The organism is Treponema sp. Marseille-Q4132, from assembly GCF_014334835.1.
Taxonomy (GTDB): Bacteria; Spirochaetota; Spirochaetia; order Treponematales; family Treponemataceae; genus Treponema_D; species Treponema_D paredis.
The window spans coordinates 1,776,596-1,794,043 of the sequence record NZ_CP060591.1; the positions used below are offsets into that span (position 1 = coordinate 1,776,596).

Sequence of the window (17,448 nt, forward strand, 5' to 3'; positions counted from 1 at the left end):
TCAAAAGTCGGTTACTTTTTCGACAGCCCGTCGAGTTTAAAATTAAGTTTTTATATTGTAATGACTTAATTTTAAACGTCGCATAGTACATCAAGGAAGCTGTTCAAAAACTGAAGTTTTTGAACAGCCCCATGCTCTTTGAAAATATAGGGAAGGGAAGAAGGTTTGAGCGTTTGAGCGGTTGGAAGCTTAAAGCGCGGGAAAGAGAATATGGTCAAGCAAGAATAGGTCTGTGGCGGATGCCTGGGAGCTGTCCGGCGAAGAAGGCCGCGGTAAGCTGCGAAAAGCTGCGGGGAGGAGCAAACATCCTTAGATCCGCAGATAGCCGAATGGGGTAACCCGTATGTCGTAAGGCATACACCGCGCGCGGGAAGAAGATACTGCGGCGGAGCGAGACTGCGTGAAGTGAACCATCTAAGTAACGCGGGAAGAGAAATCAAAAGAGATTGCGCAAGTAGCGGCGAGCGAACGCGCAGGAGCCTAAACCCTTTATAGGGTGTTGCAGGGCCGCACGGGGATGACCCGTGGAGTTAGGAAAAAACCGATTTTTAGCAGAAGCGGCTGGAAAGGCGCGCGAGACAGCGTGAAAGCCGCGTAAGCGAAAAGGATCGGACTCCATGGCGCGGTACCTAAGTAGGGCGGGGCACGAGAAACCCAGTCTGAATCCGGGTCGACCACGATCCAAGGCTAAATACGAGACAGCTACCGACAGTGCAGCAGTACCGTGAGGGAAAGGCGAAAAGAACCCCGGTGAGGGGAGTGAAAGAGAACCTGAAACCACAGATCGACAAGATGTCACGGCTCGCAAGAGTTGTGGCGTGTCTTTTGTAGAATAAACCTGCGAGTTGCGTTGCGCGGCGAGGCTAAGGGTTGGAAGATCCGGAGCCGGAGCGAAAGCGAGTGTGAAAAGTGCGAAAAGTCGCGTGACGCAGACCCGAAGCCAAGGTGATCTAATTATGGGCAGGCTGAAGGCAGGGTGAAACCTGTTGGAGGGCCGAACAGTAATCTGTTAAAAAAGGTAGTGATGACCTGTGATTAGGAGTGAAAGGCTAAACAAACCTGGAAATAGCTGGCTCTCCCCGAAATGCCTTTAGGGACAGCCTCATGCAAAGCGGAAGGAGGTAAAGCACCGGATGGGATAGGGGGCGTCACAGTCTACCGACACCAATCGAACTCAGAATGCCATCCGCCAACGCATGGGAGTGAGACTGTGTGCTCCAAGGTTCATAGTCGAGAGGGAAACAGCCCGGACCGTCGGCAAAGGTCCCAAAATAACGCTCAGTGTGAAATGAGGTGCGTCTGCACAGACAGCCAGGAGGTTGGCTTAGAAGCAGCCATTCCTTAAAAGAGTGCGTAACAGCTCACTGGTCGAGCAGGCGTGCGCAGACAATGTAACGGGGCTAAGCGTTATACCGAAGCCGCGGGTCCGCATCTTGTGATGCGGGCGGTAGGGGAGCATTGCGCTAACCGGAGAAGGCGTACCTGTGAGGGGCGCTGGAGGAAGCGGAAGAGAGAATGCAGGCACAAGTAACGAAAAGACGGGTGAGATTCCCGTCCGCCGAAAGCCTGAGGATTCCCGGGTAAAGGCAATCTGCCCGGGGTAAGTCGGCCCCTAAGGCGAGGACGAAAGTCGTAGTCGATGGGAAATCGGTTCAAAATCCGATACCCGGCTCAGTTTTGAAGGCAGGACGCATGAGGTGAAATCCGGCAGGAGAACGGTAGTTCCTGTCCAAGCAGTGAGGTGTTGAGAGGGCGGATAAAAGAGCTCTTGAGCTGAGCTGTTACGGGGAGCGGAGCGCAGGCGAAGCGAAGCGGACGTAATCAAGGTGCCGGGAAATACTGTCTAAAGGTAGGCTGAGTCGGACCGTACCGGAAACGGACACACGCAGGCAGGATGAGTAATCTAAGGCGCACGAGCGACCCCGCGTTAAGGAACTCGGCAAAAAGCACACGTAACTTCGGAAGAAGTGTGGCTCACGCTGATAAGGATGTGAGCGGCAGAAAGCAGGCCCAGGCGACTGTTTATCAAAAACACAGCCATCTGCGAACCAGTAATGGGACGTATAGGTGGTGACACCTGCCCGGTACCGGAAGGTTAAGGGGAGGGGTTAGCAGCAATGCGAAGCTCCGAACCGAAGCCCCGGCAAACGGCGGCCGTAACTATAACGGTCCTAAGGTAGCGAAATTCCTTGTCGGGTAAGTTCCGACCCGCACGAATGGTGTAACGATTCTGGGCGCTGTCTCAACGCGGGACTCGGTGAAACTTATATTCCGGTAAAGAAGCCGGATACCCGTAATTAGACGGAAAGACCCCGTGAACCTTCACCGCAGCTTATCACTGGGATTCTATCCGCCATGTGTAGGATAGCCGGGAGGCTATGAAGCGTGCGCGTTAGCGTGCGTGGAGCCGTTGGTGAAATACCGGCCCTGGCGGATGGGATTTCTAACTCCGGTCCGTGAAGCCGGATGGGGGACAGTGATTGGCGGGCGGTTTGACTGGGGCGGTCGCCTCCTAAAGGGTAACGGAGGCGCGCGAAGGTCTCCTCGCGGTGGTTGGAAATCATCGTACGAGTGTAAAGGCACAAGGAGGCTTGACTGCGAGTGAGACATCACGAGCAGGTGCGAAAGCAGGTCTTAGTGATCTGGCGGTTGCAAGTGGAAGCGCCGTCACTTAACGGATAAAAGGTACTCCGGGGATAACAGGCTGATTTTCCCCAAGAGTTCACATCGACGGGAAAGTTTGGCACCTCGATGTCGGCTCATCGCATCCTGGGGCTGGAGCAGGTCCCAAGGGTTTGGCTGTTCGCCAATTAAAGCGGTACGTGAGCTGGGTTCAGAACGTCGCGAGACAGTTCGGTCCCTATCTGTTACGGGCGGAGGATGTTTGAGAGGAGCTGCTTTTAGTACGAGAGGACCGAAGCGGACGAACCTCTGGTATACCGGTTATCCTGCCAAGGGTAAGTGCCGGGTGGCTACGTTCGGAAGGGATAACCGCTGAAAGCATCTAAGCGGGAAGCCCGCCTCAAGATGAGACATCCCTGAGGGTATAACCCTCCTAAAGACCCCGGAGACACTATCCGGTTGATAGGCTGCAGGTGCAGGCACGGCGACGTGCACAGCCGAGCAGTACTAATAGGTCGTGAGGCTTGACCATATTATCGTTCCCGTGCCTATGCGCGAAACGCTATACTTACGAGCACATAAGAGCTCGTGTGAAACGACGGCAGGTGATTGAAGGCGTAAAATGTTTTGAGATGCCTGCCCCTTCTTCCTTTTTCTTTTTGTACGGCAATTATTGCCCGGTGGCCATGGCGGGGAGGAAATACCCGTTCCCATTCCGAACACGGAAGTCAAGCTCCCTTGCGCCGATGATACTGCTTATCTAGCGGGAAAGTAGGTAGCTGCCGGGCTCTTTTTTTTACAAACCAACTGCTCGAAATTAATAATCTTGTTACTCGATATATGCAGGATAAGATTTTCACTATACCCGAATTATTATTAATTTCCATAACTGGTGTTTGAAGCGTCATTTGCGGTTTTTTCTATATCCTTCCTTCTTTACCCAAAGAGATGTGTGTACGCGCCACGTACGAAGTTCCGCATCGTCCGTATCGCCGGAATGTGCAGATATGTCTTCCGTGCATTTGTCGGCAATTTTATCCGCTGCCTTTTCATCGTTTGCGCTTTCGCTCTCGCCGATTTCCGCATCCGCGATCCTGAATACGCTGCAGGAATAGGGAAAGCCGGCGAATGAATTGTGTCCGTTTTCGGCCGCGCGGGGCGATTCCGCTTCATCATCCGTTTTTTTTTCGGTATGCAGCGGAGCTTCGGCTTTATCGCCGTATTTTTTCCCGGCGAGTATTTTTCCGCAGGCGGCTTTGCCGTTTCGAAATCGCAATATTGCGGAAAAAAAAAATTCTCCGTTTGAAACTTCGGGAGTACCGATCGTAAAGGATGAGATCGTATCCCGTATCGTTTTCAGCCGTATCGCGTCGAATGCCGTATTCGCATTGCCGCCTGCTTGCATGATCGTATCGCTTTCAGCAGCGAGGTAATCGAAATTATTAAAAAAAGCCCACAGCGGAAAGAGCGGAATCCAGCAATGTGTTCCCGACTCGGCATTAAGATGCGAAAGCGTTGCTTTTTGCGTGCGCGACAGGATGAGAGCTTCCGTCGGATGGGGTATAACGGCGAACATAAGGGCAGTATAGCTATTTTTATAAAAAAAATGTAGTATTGCCCGATGATGTCTTTTTTTAAAAAATTAACAATAAAGCAAAAAATTCTTTTAAGCGTGCTTACCGTATTGCTCGCGTGCGATATCGGTCTGCTTGCAAAAAAATATCTGTCGAAAACTTCTTCGCTTTCACTCGTTTTTCCCGAAGAGATGCAAGCGCCTGTGTTGAAACTTACGGCATTGAACGCAAATGCGAAATCCAAAAAGGCGCGGCCGGGTTACGCGTATTATCGATTTACGGATGAACAGCAGCGGCTGCTCGATTCGTATATTCAACGCTTCGGCGATGCTTCTCTTTCGGTGCGCATGCGGATTGTGCACGATGAGGCGGCGGGCGCGGATAAAGCGTTTATGCTCGGTTTTTTATTTGCCGACGATTTTACGTTTCGAGGCAGGCTGCGAAAGGAGATCGAAAGGCGCCCGCTTGCAAGCCTTGTGGTGCAGGAGCTTTCGGAATTCGCTCTCGCATTTTCGATCGGAAAAGACGAAATGAAAAACGGTAAAAGCATACCGTGCGGTTTTTTCGTGTACTCGGCCGCTCCGGCTTCGATTATCGCAGCGGAAATTCGAAGCGGGGCGATAGGCTGGGATAAAAGCGCTTCCGTGCCCCTCTTTGCCTTTGCGCCGAACGGCGGCGTGATGCATGAGTCGCCCGATGAAGCGGACTTTTCCGGCGCATCGCTTGTCTTCCCTATGCAGAACACGGACACGGCCGTTATGCCGAAGATCGTTGCGGCGTTTTACGCGCCGGATGATTGGGGTACGGCGCAAAATCCCGTAAAGACGGAGCTGAATGCGGGTGGTGAAAAATTAACAATTTTTCGTACGGATAAAACACGGGTGTCGGGTTCCGGAAATAAAACGTACGCATACGATATACCGACGGCGGCTCTTGTAAATCCTTTTTCGACGGTTTCCTGCCGCGATAAAATCGATAATATGCCCGTTCTCATGATGACGCGGAGCGATGTCAAAAACGAATTGAATGCGGGCGGAAAAATTTTTGCTCCTTTTAAAACCGATCCGGGATTGATCGTTTCTTGGCCGCGGGCGAAGTGGCGCACGGGCGATTACGAACTTTTCGAATGGGATAGATTTCCCGGCGTACTTATTATCGATACGAAAGACTTCGCCGTGCAAAACGATTTTTTTAAGCGGCTCGCGTTTTTTTCCGAAAAGATGGGCTATCGCGGTACGCTCCTTACCGATGAAGAGCTCGAAAGCATGCACGGTTTTAATGCGCACGATTACAATGCCTCTTCTCTTGCAGCGTTTTTTACAAAAACAAAAGCGGATGATTTTCCTCTCAATGAGCGGGAACTTCTTTTGCGCGATATCCTGCTTGCGAACGGAGTGATCGTCGCCGACGGTACGGCGTATACGGCAGGACGGGGAGCTCTCATTTCGATTTCGCAGGAATCGCCCGAATGGCTTCGCAATCGCTATATCGCGCACGAAGGCTGGCACGGTATTTTTTTTACCGATGAAAATTTTCGCAACGCCACGGCCGCCGTTTTTTATACGACGGATGAAGCTTCGCGCGATTTTTTAGAGGGCTATTGGCATTTGCATCCGAATCTCAACTACGATTTAAATGACGAATATCTCGTGCATAACGAATTTATGGCGTACATCATGCAGCAAAACGTTTCCTCCGTCGCCGCATATTTTGTCAATCTCGCGAATTGGACGTCGGTACAAAAAGAGATTCCCAAACTTGCAGCGCACGTACGGCAAACCCGCGGTATTCCGTTTGAAGATGCGGCAAAAGTATTCGACGAATACGCGTTCGACAACTGGGGGCTTTCGTGCGGCCGCGTATGGCTCATACGATGAACATGCGCTCCGCACCGACGCAGGTCGGCGGTCCGTGTCCCGGCATGATGACGGTCGCATCGTTTTCCGACAGTATTTTTTGTTCGATGTTTTTCCGAAGCACGAAATCCGAATAGCTGCTGTTCGTGCTTCCGATTTTTCCGGCAGAGAGGCTGTCGCCGGTAAAGAGGACGTTGCCGATTTTGTAAATCATGGAATCGGCGGTGTGACCGGGCAGCGCCATGTAGCGCACCGTAAGACCCGCGATGCGGATTTTTCCGTCGCCCGTGATGACGTGCGTGTCGTTTCCCGCGACTTCCCAGTCGGCTGCATAGACGGCGGGCGTATATATTTTGCGCAGCGCTTTTAATCCGTGCACATGACTTCCGTGGTTATGCGTGATAAAGACGCCTGCGAGTTTGTACGATTCGTCTTCGATGCGTTTGATGATATCGTCCGTGATTTTTCCGGGATCGATGATGATCGCTTCTTTAGTCAATTCGTTTTCGATAATGTAACAGTTTGAAAATCCGCCGATGTTGAGGTGAAAATATATTTTCATATACCGCCTCTCATCTTCGGAGCGATTCCCTGAAAAAGTTCGCTGCCTTTGCGGTCGAAAACGGCTTCCCTCGTATTCGACATTTTCATTGAAACGTTTTCGCACACGCATTCGAGAAAAAGCGTATTTTTGATATTACAATTTCTGATCGACGTGTCGACGAGGCGCGCGCCGATAAAGCGCGAATTGTACAAGTCCGAATCGTCGAACGATGATTGAAAAGCCTGTACGCCGTTGAAATTGTTTTGCACCATGTCGCTGCCGGTAAATATCGTGTGTGAAAACGTACAGCAGGCGAACGACGTAAACTGCATTGCGGAGCCCGGGAGCATGCAGTCGGCGAAGGTTGCAAAATCGAACATGCACAGTTTACCGAGCAAACTTTCCGAGCGGAGACCGATAAACGTACAGTGCTGAAAATTGCAGCCGTAAAATCGCTTGTTCGATAGGTCGATATCGCGGAACATAATACCTGCGGCGTTTAAACCGACTATGACGTCGTGCGTTTTAATATAATCGTAAATCGATTCCTTTGCGCGTCCGGGATCGGGCGTGTGATTGAGACAGTATCCGCGTTCTTCGGTCATACCGTTCGTTTTATCGAAAACGGAGAGCGAAAGATTTTTGCACGAGTGAACGAGGCACTTGTTCAGCGTAAACATGGTTTTATCGTACGCTATTGCGTTTGTTTAGTCAAACGTTTACAATCGATTATATGTGTTGGAAGTGCAAGCGCGCGATACGCAGTTCCGAAAAAATCTTCAGAACGTCGGTATGCGAATTTTGCGGAGCCGATTTGCATGTCTGCCGCAACTGTACGTTTTATTCGCCGGGTGCGCATTACGACTGCAGGGAAACGGTCGAAGAGCTTGTCGCCGACAAAGAAAAGGCAAATTTTTGCGCAGCGTTTTCACCGCGCACCGATTTTGCAACGGCAGACGATAAGGCTGCAAAAGCGCGCGATGCGTTCAACAGTTTATTCGGCGGTATCGTGTTATGAATTTTGCGTTTTTGGATTCGGGTACCGGCGGCATCCCCTATATGCTCCGTCTCAAACGGCTCGCCCCCGATGCGACCTGCGCCTACCTCGCCGATACCGTGCATTTTCCGTACGGAGAAAAAACCGTCTCCGAAATAATCGAATACGCCACTGCTGCCGTTTCGCGCATCATCGATACGTGGCGGCCGGAAACGATCGTCGTTGCGTGCAATACGATTTCCGTTTCCGCTCTCGCCTCTCTTCGCGAACGGTTTCCTTTCGTTCCGTTTATCGGTACGGTGCCTGCGATAAAACTCGCCGCTTCGGTAACGAAAAATAAAAAGATCGGTTTGCTTGCGACGAATGCGACCGTGCGCGACGCATATATTCAAGAGCTCGAAAAGGGTTTTGCATCCGGCTGTACGATATATTCGAGGGGAGATGCCGACCTCGTTTCGTTTATCGAACGGAAGCTTGTTACCGCCGATGAAAATGAAAAGATGCGTGCGGTTATGCCCGCACTCGATTATTTTGCTGAAAAAGACTGCGACACGATCGTACTCGGCTGTACGCATTTTACGCACCTTGCGGATATCATGCAAAAGGCTGCGGGAAAAAACGTAAACGTCGTCGATTCGCGCGACGGCGTTGCGCGCCGTGCGATCGAAGTACACGACAATCTTATTAATTCGAAAAAAGAAAAAAGTGAAAATATTCTTACCGCTGCCGCCGATTTTCTTTCGGATGTGCCGGACGGATCGTTTTTCGTTACCGGCGTTTCGGACGATAAAGCGAAAGCGTATTACGAGGCGTTTTGTAAAATGCTTGCGATCCCCTTCGGAGGTACGCTCGCATAAGGCGATACTTTTCGGATGAACGCTCGCCTAAGGGAAGCCGCCTACGCCCGGCCGGAGCGGTGCCGCAGGCAGCCGCCTGAGCGAGCATAAGCGAGCGAAGGGGCCGAGCGTGAGTGAGCCGCGGAGGGCGGGATCTTCCGATACGTGCCGTCCGAAAAATTAATAATTAATTTTGTGCCGCGCTAGAGTCGTTTTCGGATCGCGTCGATAAATTCCCACGAGTTGAGCACGCGCTCAGGAACGGGGTTTGCGAGGCGCGCTATGTCACCGGTCATCTTTCCTTCTTCGATCGTCGAAAGCGTTGCCCTTTCGAGGCGCCGTGCAAAATCGGTAAGCGCTTCGGTGCCGTCGAGTTCGCCGCGTTTTGCGAGCGCGCCCGTCCATGCGAAGATGAGCGCGACGGGATTCGTCGACGTCTTTTCGCCTTTTAAGTAGCGGTAGTAGTGTTTTTGTACCGTGCCGTGAGAAGCTTCGTATTCGAATGCGCCTGAGGGGCTGACGAGTACGCTCGTCATCATTGCGAGGCTGCCGCATGCCGACGCGATCATATCGCTCATGACGTCTCCGTCGTAATTTTTGCACGCCCACAGCATGCCGCCTTCGCTTTTCATAATGCGCGCGACGGCGTCGTCGATGAGCGTGTAAAAATAAGTGAGGCCGGCTTTTTCGAAGCGCGTTTTGTATTCGGCGTCGAATATGCGCTGAAAGATTTCTTTGAACGTGCCGTCGTAGGTTTTCGATATCGTGTCTTTTGCGCCGAACCACACGGGTACGTTTTTGTCGAGCGCGTAGGTAAAGCAGCAGCGGGCGAAGTTTTCGATGGATGCGTCGAGGTTGTGGATGCCTTGGATGATGCCGGCGCTTTTCATGTCCATGATCGTTTTGCGGATCTCTTTGCCGTCCGTTCCCGTAAACACGAGTTCGGCTTTTCCCGCGCCGGGCGTGCGGATTTCGCAGTTTTTGTATACGTCGCCGTATGCGTGCCGTCCGAGCGCGATGGGTTTTTTCCAGCACGAAACGGACGGATTGATATTGTTTACGAAGATGGGCGTGCGGAAGACGGTACCGTCGAGCTCCGCGCGGATGATGCCGTTCGGACTCGGCGTGAGGTGCGAAAGTTTGTATTCTTCCATGCGCGCCGCGTTCGATGTGATCGTTGCGCATTTGACGCCGACGCCGAGCCGCTTGATCGCTTCGGCCGCTTCGTAGGTTATTTTATCGTCGGTTTCATCGCGCTTTGTTAAACTTAAATCGTAGTATTCGGTTTTGAGATCGACGTAAGGGACAATCAATTTGTCTTTGACGATCTGCCACAGCACTCTCGTCATTTCGTCTCCATCGAGTTCCGCGACGGCGTTTTTCATCGGTATCTTGGTCATGGCAATGAGTATAACTTCTTTCGCTCTCATCGTCCAGATTATCATCCGGCTTGTCTCGGCGTGGTCGTGTGCGCCGACAATGCTTTACTTTGTGTACGATTTTGTTGCACTGTTTTGCGCGATTCGCTAAAATGCGTTTATGATAGAACGAAACAGATGCTTTGCCAATCTCACAGCAGGCTACCTTTTTCCCGAAGTTGCGCGCCGAAGTAAAACATACGCGGCTTCTCACCCCGATGCGAAGCTCATCAGTTTGAGCATCGGCAATACGACGGAACCGCTCGAACCGCACATTTCAAGCGCGATGTCGGACTATGCGCGCGTCCTTGCGACACCCGAAGGCTATTCGGGTTACGGCGACGAACAGGGGCTTTCCGAACTCCGCAAAAAAATCGCCGAAACCTTTTACTCGGGCATTGCGGAAGCCGATGAAGTGTTCGTGTCCGACGGCGCAAAATGCGATATTGCGCGCATACAGCTTTTGTTCGGAAGCGGAGTGCGCGTCGCCGTGCAGGATCCCGCATATCCCGTGTATGTCGACGGATCGGTGCTCATCGGTGCGGCGGGCGCGGCACAGAACGGCGCATACGAAGGCATAAGCTATCTTCCGTGTACGCCGGAAAATAATTTTTTTCCCGATTTAACAAAAGTACGCGACAACAGCATTATCTATTTTTGTTCGCCGAACAATCCGACGGGCTACGCGTCCACGAGAGAAGAGCTCGGCCGCCTCGTCGATTTTGCAAAGGCTCACGGCTGTATCATCGTGTTCGATGCGGCGTACGCGGAGTTTATCCGTACGCCCGGACTTCCGAAATCGATTTTTGAAATAAGCGGCGCGCGTACCTGTGCGATCGAAATCAATTCGTATTCGAAGCCTGCGGGATTTACCGGTGTCCGTCTCGGCTGGTCGGTCGTACCGAAAACGCTTTTATATGCCGACGGCACTCCCGTCATCAAAGATTGGTCTCGCGTTATGACCACGCTTTTCAACGGCGCGTCGAATATTGCGCAGAGAGGCGGGCTTGCAGCCCTCGATCCCGAAGGCCTTGCCGAAATGAAAAAGACGATCGATTATTATCTTGAAAACGTTCGTGCGATCGGGGAAGCGCTTTCCGGAGACAATTTTGCAAAAGCGGGAGTGCGTGTTTACAGTACCGGAAACTCGCCCTATCTTTGGGTGCATTTTCCGAAATACACGAGCTGGGAAATCTTTGATAAAATTCTCGACGAATGCCGCGTCGTAACGACACCCGGTTCGGGATTCGGAGCGGCGGGCGAAGGTTTTTTGCGTTTCAGCTCTTTCGGTCATCACGAAGCCGTAAACGAAGCGTGTGTACGGCTTTCGAATTTGAAGTTGTAAAATTAATAATTATTAATAATTCTTTTGCCGCACGGCAAAGCGAGCTGCGGTGTTTCGTGCTTACAGCTGCATTTTGTAGCCGAAGCTGCACTCGAATGCGGCGGCAGGTGAATTTTTTATTAAATCGGAAATACGGATTTGTACCATGGAGCGGTATTCTCCCCGTCCGATTTTCGCCGCTGCATAGGGGGAGACGGCGATCGTCGGCAGAGCGGAAAAAAGTCCGATGAAATTCGGCATATCGATATATGTTTTATCCTTAAATGAAAGCGTATTGTGGATGCCGAACTCGAATTGCTGTGTGCCGAGATATACCGAAGCGTTGCAAAGCGTAAAATTAAAGCCGAGCGTATCTCGGATAAAAAGAAGTTCGCTCACGGTGTCGGAAGGAAGACTGAATGCGGCGAACATCGCCTGATACTGCGACAAACGCATACGGAATTCCGCGAGCAGATAGATGCTTGAAATGTCGAACGAAAAAGTGTCCGAACCTCGTCTGATCGGCAAGTCGTATACGCCCGCCTGTATAAAAAGTCCGAGGGGCGTATAATTGTTTCCGACAAGCATGGTGATGCCTGCGTGCGCGTACAGAGAATCGACGAGAAGTATGACGTCTTGCCCCGCGCCGTTTTTGGTTTTCATCGGCGAATTGACGCCCGCCGCCGCATCGAGAATAAAATATTGATAAGCGCACGCGAAACGCGCATCGGCGTTCAATACGAAATTATTGTCGGGATTTTCACGGTTGACATAGAGGTAACCGCCCGCCGCTACGGGCGCTTCAGAAAAACATACGGTATCGGAAACGCCGATGCCGAACAGCGGACACACGATCGAGCCGGAAAGTCCGAGCCAGCTTTCGGTAATTTTCGAAGAGATCGATTCTATGCCGAACTGCCGCCGCAAAAACAAATCCGATCCGATCGGTTCGTAAGTACCGGCAAAAGCGCTGAAAAAATTCGTGCCGCCGTAAAATTGTCTGCGGTAAATGAGCGACAGTTCATCGACTTTGAAATCGGCTCGTGTTTTATTGAAAACGGCGGTGTCTATGATATCGTCGGTGCGCAGTGAAAATTCCGCGCGCGCGATGAGATTTTTTGTCAAATTGAATTGACCGGCAAAAAACGAGTGCAATTTGAGCTGCATGTCGAAAGCGCCACTTGCATCCGCAAATCCGAGATCGGCTTTGATTCCCGTATAACCTGAAAAAAATCCCGCGGCGGATACGCGATGAGCGAGTACGGCGGACAATGCGTATATGATAAAAAGCGTTTTCCTTCGGTTCACGGCGGTACTCCTGAAAAATACTATCGTTATAATATCGGCAAAAAGAACGGATAACTGTATCGATTAGAGGGCGGAAAAATGAATGAATTTTTCCCGTTTAGCGCTTGAATTATCTTGGTTTCCGTATATAATAACGGTATGAGCGATTATCTTGATCCCAACAATGAAGAGCTGTTAAAAGATTTTTTTGCCGAAGCCGAACAGCAGGTAGATAATCTCGAAAGCAATGTGTTGGTCATAGAAAACGATCCGACGAATCACGAAGCGATCGACGAAATATTCCGCGCGGCGCACACGCTGAAAGGCGGATCGGCAACGGTCGAAATGAACGAAATTGCGTCGTTTACGCATTCGGTCGAAGACATGCTCGACGAAATCCGCTCCGACAAATTAAAAGTTACCGAACCCGTCATCGATGTTCTGCTCAACTCCATCGATGTTATCAAAGCGATGCTCGAAGCCCGCACGAACGGTTCGGTCTACTCGGAAAACATCGACAATCTTATCAATACGATTCATTCATACATTTCCGGAAAAGGCGGAAAAGCGCCGTCTGCAAAAGCCGCACCGAAATCCGCATCTCCGAAAAAGACGGCACCGAAGGCGGAAGCTCCGAAGCCTGCCGTATCCGCGGGTGCGGATTTTGCACGGCCCGAACTTTCCGAAGGCGAATTCCTCGAACTGAAAGAAGCGTGTCAGGGCAATCAGTCTCTGTGGTGCGTCGCCGTAAAATTCGACGAAAGCAATCCGATGAACAGCGTCGGCGGCATTCAAGTGTTCGCCGCGCTCAAATCGCTCGGCAGCGTTTTGAAAACGGTGCCCGATTTCGACGCGCTCTACGAAGATACGTTTTACGAAAACGTTTATTATTATATTGCGACGGCGGAAACGCAGGAAAAGATCGAAGACACTGCATTCCTTAACGACGTGACGCTTGCTTCCGATGCGCAGCGCATCGACTCGTTCGACGGTGCGGACGATGAAGCGGAAATCGTCGAAGCGCCTGCCGTTTCCGGCGAAGAGGAATCGATCGAAGAGACGGTTTCTTCCGCGCAGCCTGCCGCTTCACAGACGGCTGCTGCAGCATCGGCTCCGGCACACACGGCGGCGCATACGGCGCAAACGGGTTCCATACTGCGCGTTGATTCCCGCCGCATCGATTATTTGTTAAACCTCGTCAGCGAAACCGTTATCACAAAAGCGGCGTTCAATCAGCTTTCCATGCAGCTCGTCAATTCATTTATTATGTTCCAGGGTATGGAAGCGAGCTACAAAGAAAGAATGCGGCAGCTTTTTGAAATGCTTCCGCAGTATCTCGAAAAAATTAAAAACGGTACTCCGGTCAAAGACGTAAAAGAAGAAATCATGAGCGGATACGGAAATCTTTCGAGTCTCTTCGATGCGTACGTTGCCGAAGTCAAAAGCGCAACCGAAAAATTTCGTTCGTCGACCCAGAACCTCGGACGCATTTCGAGCGAACTGCAGGAAGGCGTCATGAAAATCCGCATGGTTCCGATCAGCCAGATTTTCAGCCGTTTCCCGCGCGTCGTCCGCGATTTGCAGCGCGATCTGAATAAAAAAATCGATCTGAAAATCGAAGGTGAAGATACCGAACTCGATAAATCCGTCGTCGAAGATCTGCTCGATCCGATCATGCACTGTGTTCGCAACTCCGTCGATCACGGCATCGAATCTCCCGATGAGCGAAAAAAATCGGGTAAACGCGAAACGGGTACGGTGCTTTTGAAAGCGTCGAACGAAGGCAATATGATCATCATCGAAATATCGGACGACGGCGCCGGTATCGATGTGCAGCGTGTCCGCCAAAAGGCGATTCAAAAGGGCCTCGTTCATCCGGATAAAATTCTTACGGATCAGGAAGCGTTTAATCTCATCTTCGAACCGGGATTTTCGACGTCCGATAAAATCACGAACGTTTCGGGACGCGGCGTCGGATTGGACGTCGTCAGAACGATGATCGAAAAATTGAACGGTACGGTATTCGTCACGTCGGTAAAAGGACGCGGCACGACCTTTACGATCAAGCTGCCGCTGACGCTCGCCATTATACAGGGTTTGCTCGTCAGAGTCGGAAGCGAAGTGTATTCCATTCCGATTGCGAGCGTCATCGAAAGCCAGCGCACCAAGCTGAGCGAGATAAATACTATCGACAATTACGAAGTACTCAATGTGCGCAACGAAGTCATCAGCATTTTGCGCTTTTCGCGCTTGTTCAATATCCGCGAAACCGACGACGATAACGACGGTTATTGTTTTATCGTTATCGTCGGTTCTGAGGAAAAGAAAATCGGCATTATGGTCGACGGACTTATCGGTGAAGAAGACGTCGTTATCAAACCGCTTCGCGACCAGTTTACGAATTCGCCCGGCATCGCCGGTGCGTCCATTCTCGGCGACGGTTCGGTATCGCTGATTATCGACGTGAGCCAGCTGCTTGAACTCGGCGTTCGCAAAGAAATAAACGCCCAGCAGGCGATCGGTGCGAATAGGTGAGTGAGGTTCCGATGGAAGAAAAGACAATACAGGATCGATTGAAAAACGCTTTTGCCGTGGCGGAAGCCGCGGTCGCCGCCACGCGCGGCAATCTGTCCGTCGTCGATTTCAGAATGGTATCGTTTTCGCTTTCCGGAAAAGATTACGGCGTCGATATCATGCACGTCAAAGAGATAGCGAAAGCGGGGCAGTTTACTTATGTTCCGAATACGCTTCCGTTTGTGCTCGGCGTGTATAATCTCCGCGGCGATATCATTCCGATCATCGACTTACGCCTCTTTTTCAATATTCCCGTACCGGAGCGCACCGACAAAAAAAACAAACTCGAAAGCTTGCTTATCCTTTCGGTCGGCGAGCAGACTTTCGGCGTCGTCGTCGATAAAATCGATAAAGTTCTCGGCGTACAAAAAGGCAAGATACAGCCGCCGCATCCTCTGTTCGGCGATATCAATATCAAATATATTTCAGGTATCGTCGAAGCGGATAAGCGTCTCTACATTTTGCTCGACATCGCACGTATTTTCAATGCGCGTGTCGGGGAAGAAGAAAAAGACCGCACCTATACCAAACAGGTTTTTCATGCTCCCGATGCAGCACCGCAGGCGCAAAACGCTCCTGCTCGAAAAAATGCCGCGGATGCGATGAACGCACGAGCGGCAGCCGCAGCAAAATCGTCCGCGTCGGAAAAGGACAGCGCACCCGATACGTCTGCGCAGGATTTGAAATTTATTATAGAAAGCTTAAAAACATACCGAAAATTTACAGTGACGCCGCTCAACGAGCAGTGGGTGAATGCGCGCTTCGATTCGTGGAAAGAAGAGCGCGGCAAGGGCAAGTCGCAGCTGCAAAACGAAAACGACGCGGATCTTTTTCTGTCGCTGTTTTGGTCGCCGTGTACGGGCGCGTGGTGGACGAAAGCTTTTGCCGACTCGGTATACAAGGCCCTGCCCGACAACACTGCAAAGCAGATTTGCGTATGGAATCCCGGATGCGGCAAGGGTATGGAAACTTATTCGCTTGCGTGCATACTGCGGAAAAAATATCCCGAAGCGCGGCTTCGAATTTATGCGCAGGATATCGATTTGCTGAGCGTTTCGAACGCACCGCTTATGTCCGTGCCGGATGCCGTCGCGTCCGATTGGTACGCGCCCTTTTTGACCAAAAAAGCAAACGGCGAATACACATTTACACAAGACGTAAAAGATAGTATTATGTTCGAGTACCACGATTGTCAGCATACGAATCCGCTTCCCGGAATCGATATTATCTTTGCGCGCGACGTTTTGTCGCTTTTGCCGCAGAGCGGACAGGAAGCCGTCATCGCGGATTTCGACGAAAAGCTTAAAGCCAACGGCAGCATTTTCGTCGGAGAAAACGAAACGCTGCCTGTGGGATCGGGCTTTGTTGAAAAGACAATAGGTGCACTGAAAGTGTACACAAAAAATAAATAAAGGGGACTTGAATGAGAGTAGAGTATATTAACCCGTTTGTTGAAACTTCTTACAGTGTTTTAAAAGAAGTTCTCGGGGGAGCTGACGTAAAGCGCGGCGATTTGTATCTCAAATCGACGGCTATGCCGATGATGGGAGTTGCCGCACTGGTAGGTCTTGCAGGCGATGTTGAAGGACGTGTCCTGTACGATATGACAATCGAAACGGCACTGGGCATCGCTTCGAAAATGAACGGTGAAACGCTTCCCGAATTCGACGATTTGGCAAAAGCGACGATCAGCGAACTTGCGAATTTGATTACGGCGCAGGCGGTTACCAAATTGCAGGAACTCGGATTTAAATTCGATTTGACGCCTCCGGCGCTTTTTGTCGGTCAGAAGATGGAAATCGCGGCTCTCAGCAGCGCTCACACGGAAAACGTCGAAGCGCTCATCGTCCCGCTTATTTCCGAATGCGGCAAAATCGAAGTCAATGTGGCAATACGTGAACGTACATAAACGGCAGGAGTGTAGAATATGAAGACAAAACAGGATTTTCCGACAATTAACGATCGTCCGCAGGAAGGACTGAAAGCCGACGGATCGAAGATCCGCGTATTGGTTGTAGATGATTCAATGTTCGTTGCAAAGCAGCTCGGTCAGATTCTCTCAAGCGAAGGTTACGAGATTATCGCGACGGCTGCCGACGGTAAAGAAGGTGTGGACAAATACAAAGAACTTTGCCCGAATGTCGATCTCGTAACGATGGATATCACTATGCCGCGCATGGACGGTATCACCGCGCTCGAACAGATTATGACGTTCGACAAAAATGCGCGCGTCGTTATGGTCAGCGCACTCGGCAAAGAAGAATTGGTAAAAAAATCTTTGCTGCTCGGTGCAAAAAATTATATCATCAAGCCGCTCGACCGCAAAAAGGTTTTGGAGCGCATCTCTTCAAGCATGAAATAAAACGATATGGAATGAGGGCTGTCGAAAAAGAAAAAAAACTTTTGAGACAGCTCC

13 protein-coding genes and 2 rRNA genes are annotated in these 17,448 nt (G+C 50.9%); 10 read left to right on the forward strand and 5 right to left on the reverse strand.

Annotated features, from left to right (window positions below):
- The first annotated feature begins 212 nt into the window (after positions 1-212).
- Both H9I35_RS08150 and rrf read left to right on the forward strand, forming a co-directional pair.
- A 23S ribosomal RNA gene (locus H9I35_RS08150) occupies positions 213-3,154 on the forward strand.
- A 144-nt stretch (positions 3,155-3,298) separates the two neighbouring features.
- A 5S ribosomal RNA gene (rrf, locus tag H9I35_RS08155) occupies positions 3,299-3,410 on the forward strand.
- A 116-nt stretch (positions 3,411-3,526) separates the two neighbouring features.
- Here the strand turns inward: rrf and H9I35_RS08160 are convergent.
- Complete coding sequence (locus H9I35_RS08160) at positions 3,527-4,198, reverse strand: hypothetical protein (RefSeq protein ID WP_187418921.1); 672 nt, start codon at positions 4,196-4,198, stop codon at positions 3,527-3,529.
- 45 nt (positions 4,199-4,243) lie between these two features.
- Between H9I35_RS08160 and H9I35_RS08165 the strand changes: the two genes are divergently transcribed.
- Positions 4,244-6,073 (forward strand): hypothetical protein, encoded by a 1,830-nt coding sequence (locus tag H9I35_RS08165; protein WP_187418922.1) that lies wholly within the window; start codon positions 4,244-4,246, stop codon positions 6,071-6,073.
- Here H9I35_RS08165 and H9I35_RS08170 read toward each other — a convergent pair.
- Together H9I35_RS08170 and H9I35_RS08175 are read right to left on the reverse strand one after the other, a co-directional pair.
- On the reverse strand, positions 6,063-6,614 hold the full coding sequence (locus H9I35_RS08170) for an MBL fold metallo-hydrolase (protein WP_187418923.1): 552 nt from the start codon (positions 6,612-6,614) through the stop codon (positions 6,063-6,065). The two genes, H9I35_RS08165 and H9I35_RS08170, sit on opposite strands and share 11 nt — an antisense overlap.
- Positions 6,611-7,276, reverse strand: coding sequence for a pentapeptide repeat-containing protein (locus H9I35_RS08175; RefSeq protein ID WP_187418924.1), 666 nt, complete (start codon positions 7,274-7,276; stop codon positions 6,611-6,613). Before H9I35_RS08175 ends, H9I35_RS08170 begins: the two co-directional genes overlap by 4 nt.
- A gap of 53 nt (positions 7,277-7,329) precedes the next feature.
- Here H9I35_RS08175 and H9I35_RS08180 point away from each other — a divergent pair, with 53 nt between their 5' ends.
- Complete coding sequence (locus tag H9I35_RS08180) at positions 7,330-7,614, forward strand: hypothetical protein (RefSeq protein WP_187418925.1); 285 nt, start codon at positions 7,330-7,332, stop codon at positions 7,612-7,614.
- Positions 7,611-8,450 (forward strand): glutamate racemase, encoded by an 840-nt coding sequence (gene murI / locus H9I35_RS08185; protein WP_187418926.1) that lies wholly within the window; start codon positions 7,611-7,613, stop codon positions 8,448-8,450. The genes H9I35_RS08180 and murI overlap by 4 nt, the downstream gene beginning before the upstream one ends.
- Positions 8,451-8,632: 182 nt before the next feature.
- On the opposite strand, the gene H9I35_RS08190 is transcribed toward murI, so the two are convergent.
- Positions 8,633-9,829 carry an NADP-dependent isocitrate dehydrogenase gene (locus H9I35_RS08190; RefSeq protein WP_187418927.1) on the reverse strand — a complete coding sequence of 399 codons (1,197 nt, stop codon included), beginning with the start codon at positions 9,827-9,829 and terminating at the stop codon, positions 8,633-8,635.
- Between the two features lie 139 nt (positions 9,830-9,968).
- Here H9I35_RS08190 and H9I35_RS08195 point away from each other — a divergent pair, with 139 nt between their 5' ends.
- Complete coding sequence (locus tag H9I35_RS08195; RefSeq protein ID WP_187418928.1) at positions 9,969-11,192, forward strand: LL-diaminopimelate aminotransferase; 1,224 nt, start codon at positions 9,969-9,971, stop codon at positions 11,190-11,192.
- A gap of 60 nt (positions 11,193-11,252) precedes the next feature.
- On the opposite strand, the gene H9I35_RS08200 is transcribed toward H9I35_RS08195, so the two are convergent.
- Positions 11,253-12,479, reverse strand: a complete 1,227-nt coding sequence (locus H9I35_RS08200; protein ID WP_187418929.1) for a hypothetical protein — start codon at positions 12,477-12,479, stop codon at positions 11,253-11,255.
- A 138-nt stretch (positions 12,480-12,617) separates the two neighbouring features.
- Between H9I35_RS08200 and H9I35_RS08205 the strand changes: the two genes are divergently transcribed.
- The 4 genes from H9I35_RS08205 to H9I35_RS08220 are packed head-to-tail and all read left to right on the forward strand — an operon-like array spanning position 12,618 to position 17,394.
- Positions 12,618-14,993 carry a chemotaxis protein CheA gene (locus tag H9I35_RS08205; protein ID WP_187418930.1) on the forward strand — a complete coding sequence of 792 codons (2,376 nt, stop codon included), beginning with the start codon at positions 12,618-12,620 and terminating at the stop codon, positions 14,991-14,993.
- Positions 14,994-15,004: 11 nt separating this feature from the next.
- The gene (locus H9I35_RS08210) at positions 15,005-16,444 is read left to right on the forward strand and encodes a CheR family methyltransferase (protein ID WP_252722631.1); all 1,440 of its coding nucleotides are present in this window, start codon (positions 15,005-15,007) and stop codon (positions 16,442-16,444) included.
- Positions 16,445-16,455: 11 nt separating this feature from the next.
- Positions 16,456-16,941 carry a chemotaxis protein CheX gene (locus H9I35_RS08215; protein ID WP_016521068.1) on the forward strand — a complete coding sequence of 162 codons (486 nt, stop codon included), beginning with the start codon at positions 16,456-16,458 and terminating at the stop codon, positions 16,939-16,941.
- Positions 16,942-16,959: 18 nt separating this feature from the next.
- A complete protein-coding gene (locus tag H9I35_RS08220; RefSeq protein WP_016521067.1) occupies positions 16,960-17,394 on the forward strand; it encodes a response regulator in 435 nt (144 codons plus the stop codon).
- Positions 17,395-17,448: the final 54 nt, after the last annotated feature.

Bases quoted from the DNA above. Each gene is read 5' to 3' on its own strand.
- H9I35_RS08160 (WP_187418921.1), bottom strand. From the start codon at position 4,198: ATGTTCGCCGTTATACCCCATCCGACGGAAGCTCTCATCCTGTCGCGC.
- H9I35_RS08165 (WP_187418922.1), top strand. From the start codon at position 4,244: ATGATGTCTTTTTTTAAAAAATTAACAATAAAGCAAAAAATTCTTTTA.
- H9I35_RS08170 (WP_187418923.1), bottom strand. From the start codon at position 6,614: ATGAAAATATATTTTCACCTCAACATCGGCGGATTTTCAAACTGTTAC.
- H9I35_RS08175 (WP_187418924.1), bottom strand. From the start codon at position 7,276: ATGTTTACGCTGAACAAGTGCCTCGTTCACTCGTGCAAAAATCTTTCG.
- H9I35_RS08180 (WP_187418925.1), top strand. From the start codon at position 7,330: ATGTGTTGGAAGTGCAAGCGCGCGATACGCAGTTCCGAAAAAATCTTC.
- murI (WP_187418926.1), top strand. From the start codon at position 7,611: ATGAATTTTGCGTTTTTGGATTCGGGTACCGGCGGCATCCCCTATATG.
- H9I35_RS08190 (WP_187418927.1), bottom strand. From the start codon at position 9,829: ATGACCAAGATACCGATGAAAAACGCCGTCGCGGAACTCGATGGAGAC.
- H9I35_RS08195 (WP_187418928.1), top strand. From the start codon at position 9,969: ATGATAGAACGAAACAGATGCTTTGCCAATCTCACAGCAGGCTACCTT.
- H9I35_RS08205 (WP_187418930.1), top strand. From the start codon at position 12,618: ATGAGCGATTATCTTGATCCCAACAATGAAGAGCTGTTAAAAGATTTT.
- H9I35_RS08210 (WP_252722631.1), top strand. From the start codon at position 15,005: ATGGAAGAAAAGACAATACAGGATCGATTGAAAAACGCTTTTGCCGTG.
- H9I35_RS08215 (WP_016521068.1), top strand. From the start codon at position 16,456: ATGAGAGTAGAGTATATTAACCCGTTTGTTGAAACTTCTTACAGTGTT.
- H9I35_RS08220 (WP_016521067.1), top strand. From the start codon at position 16,960: ATGAAGACAAAACAGGATTTTCCGACAATTAACGATCGTCCGCAGGAA.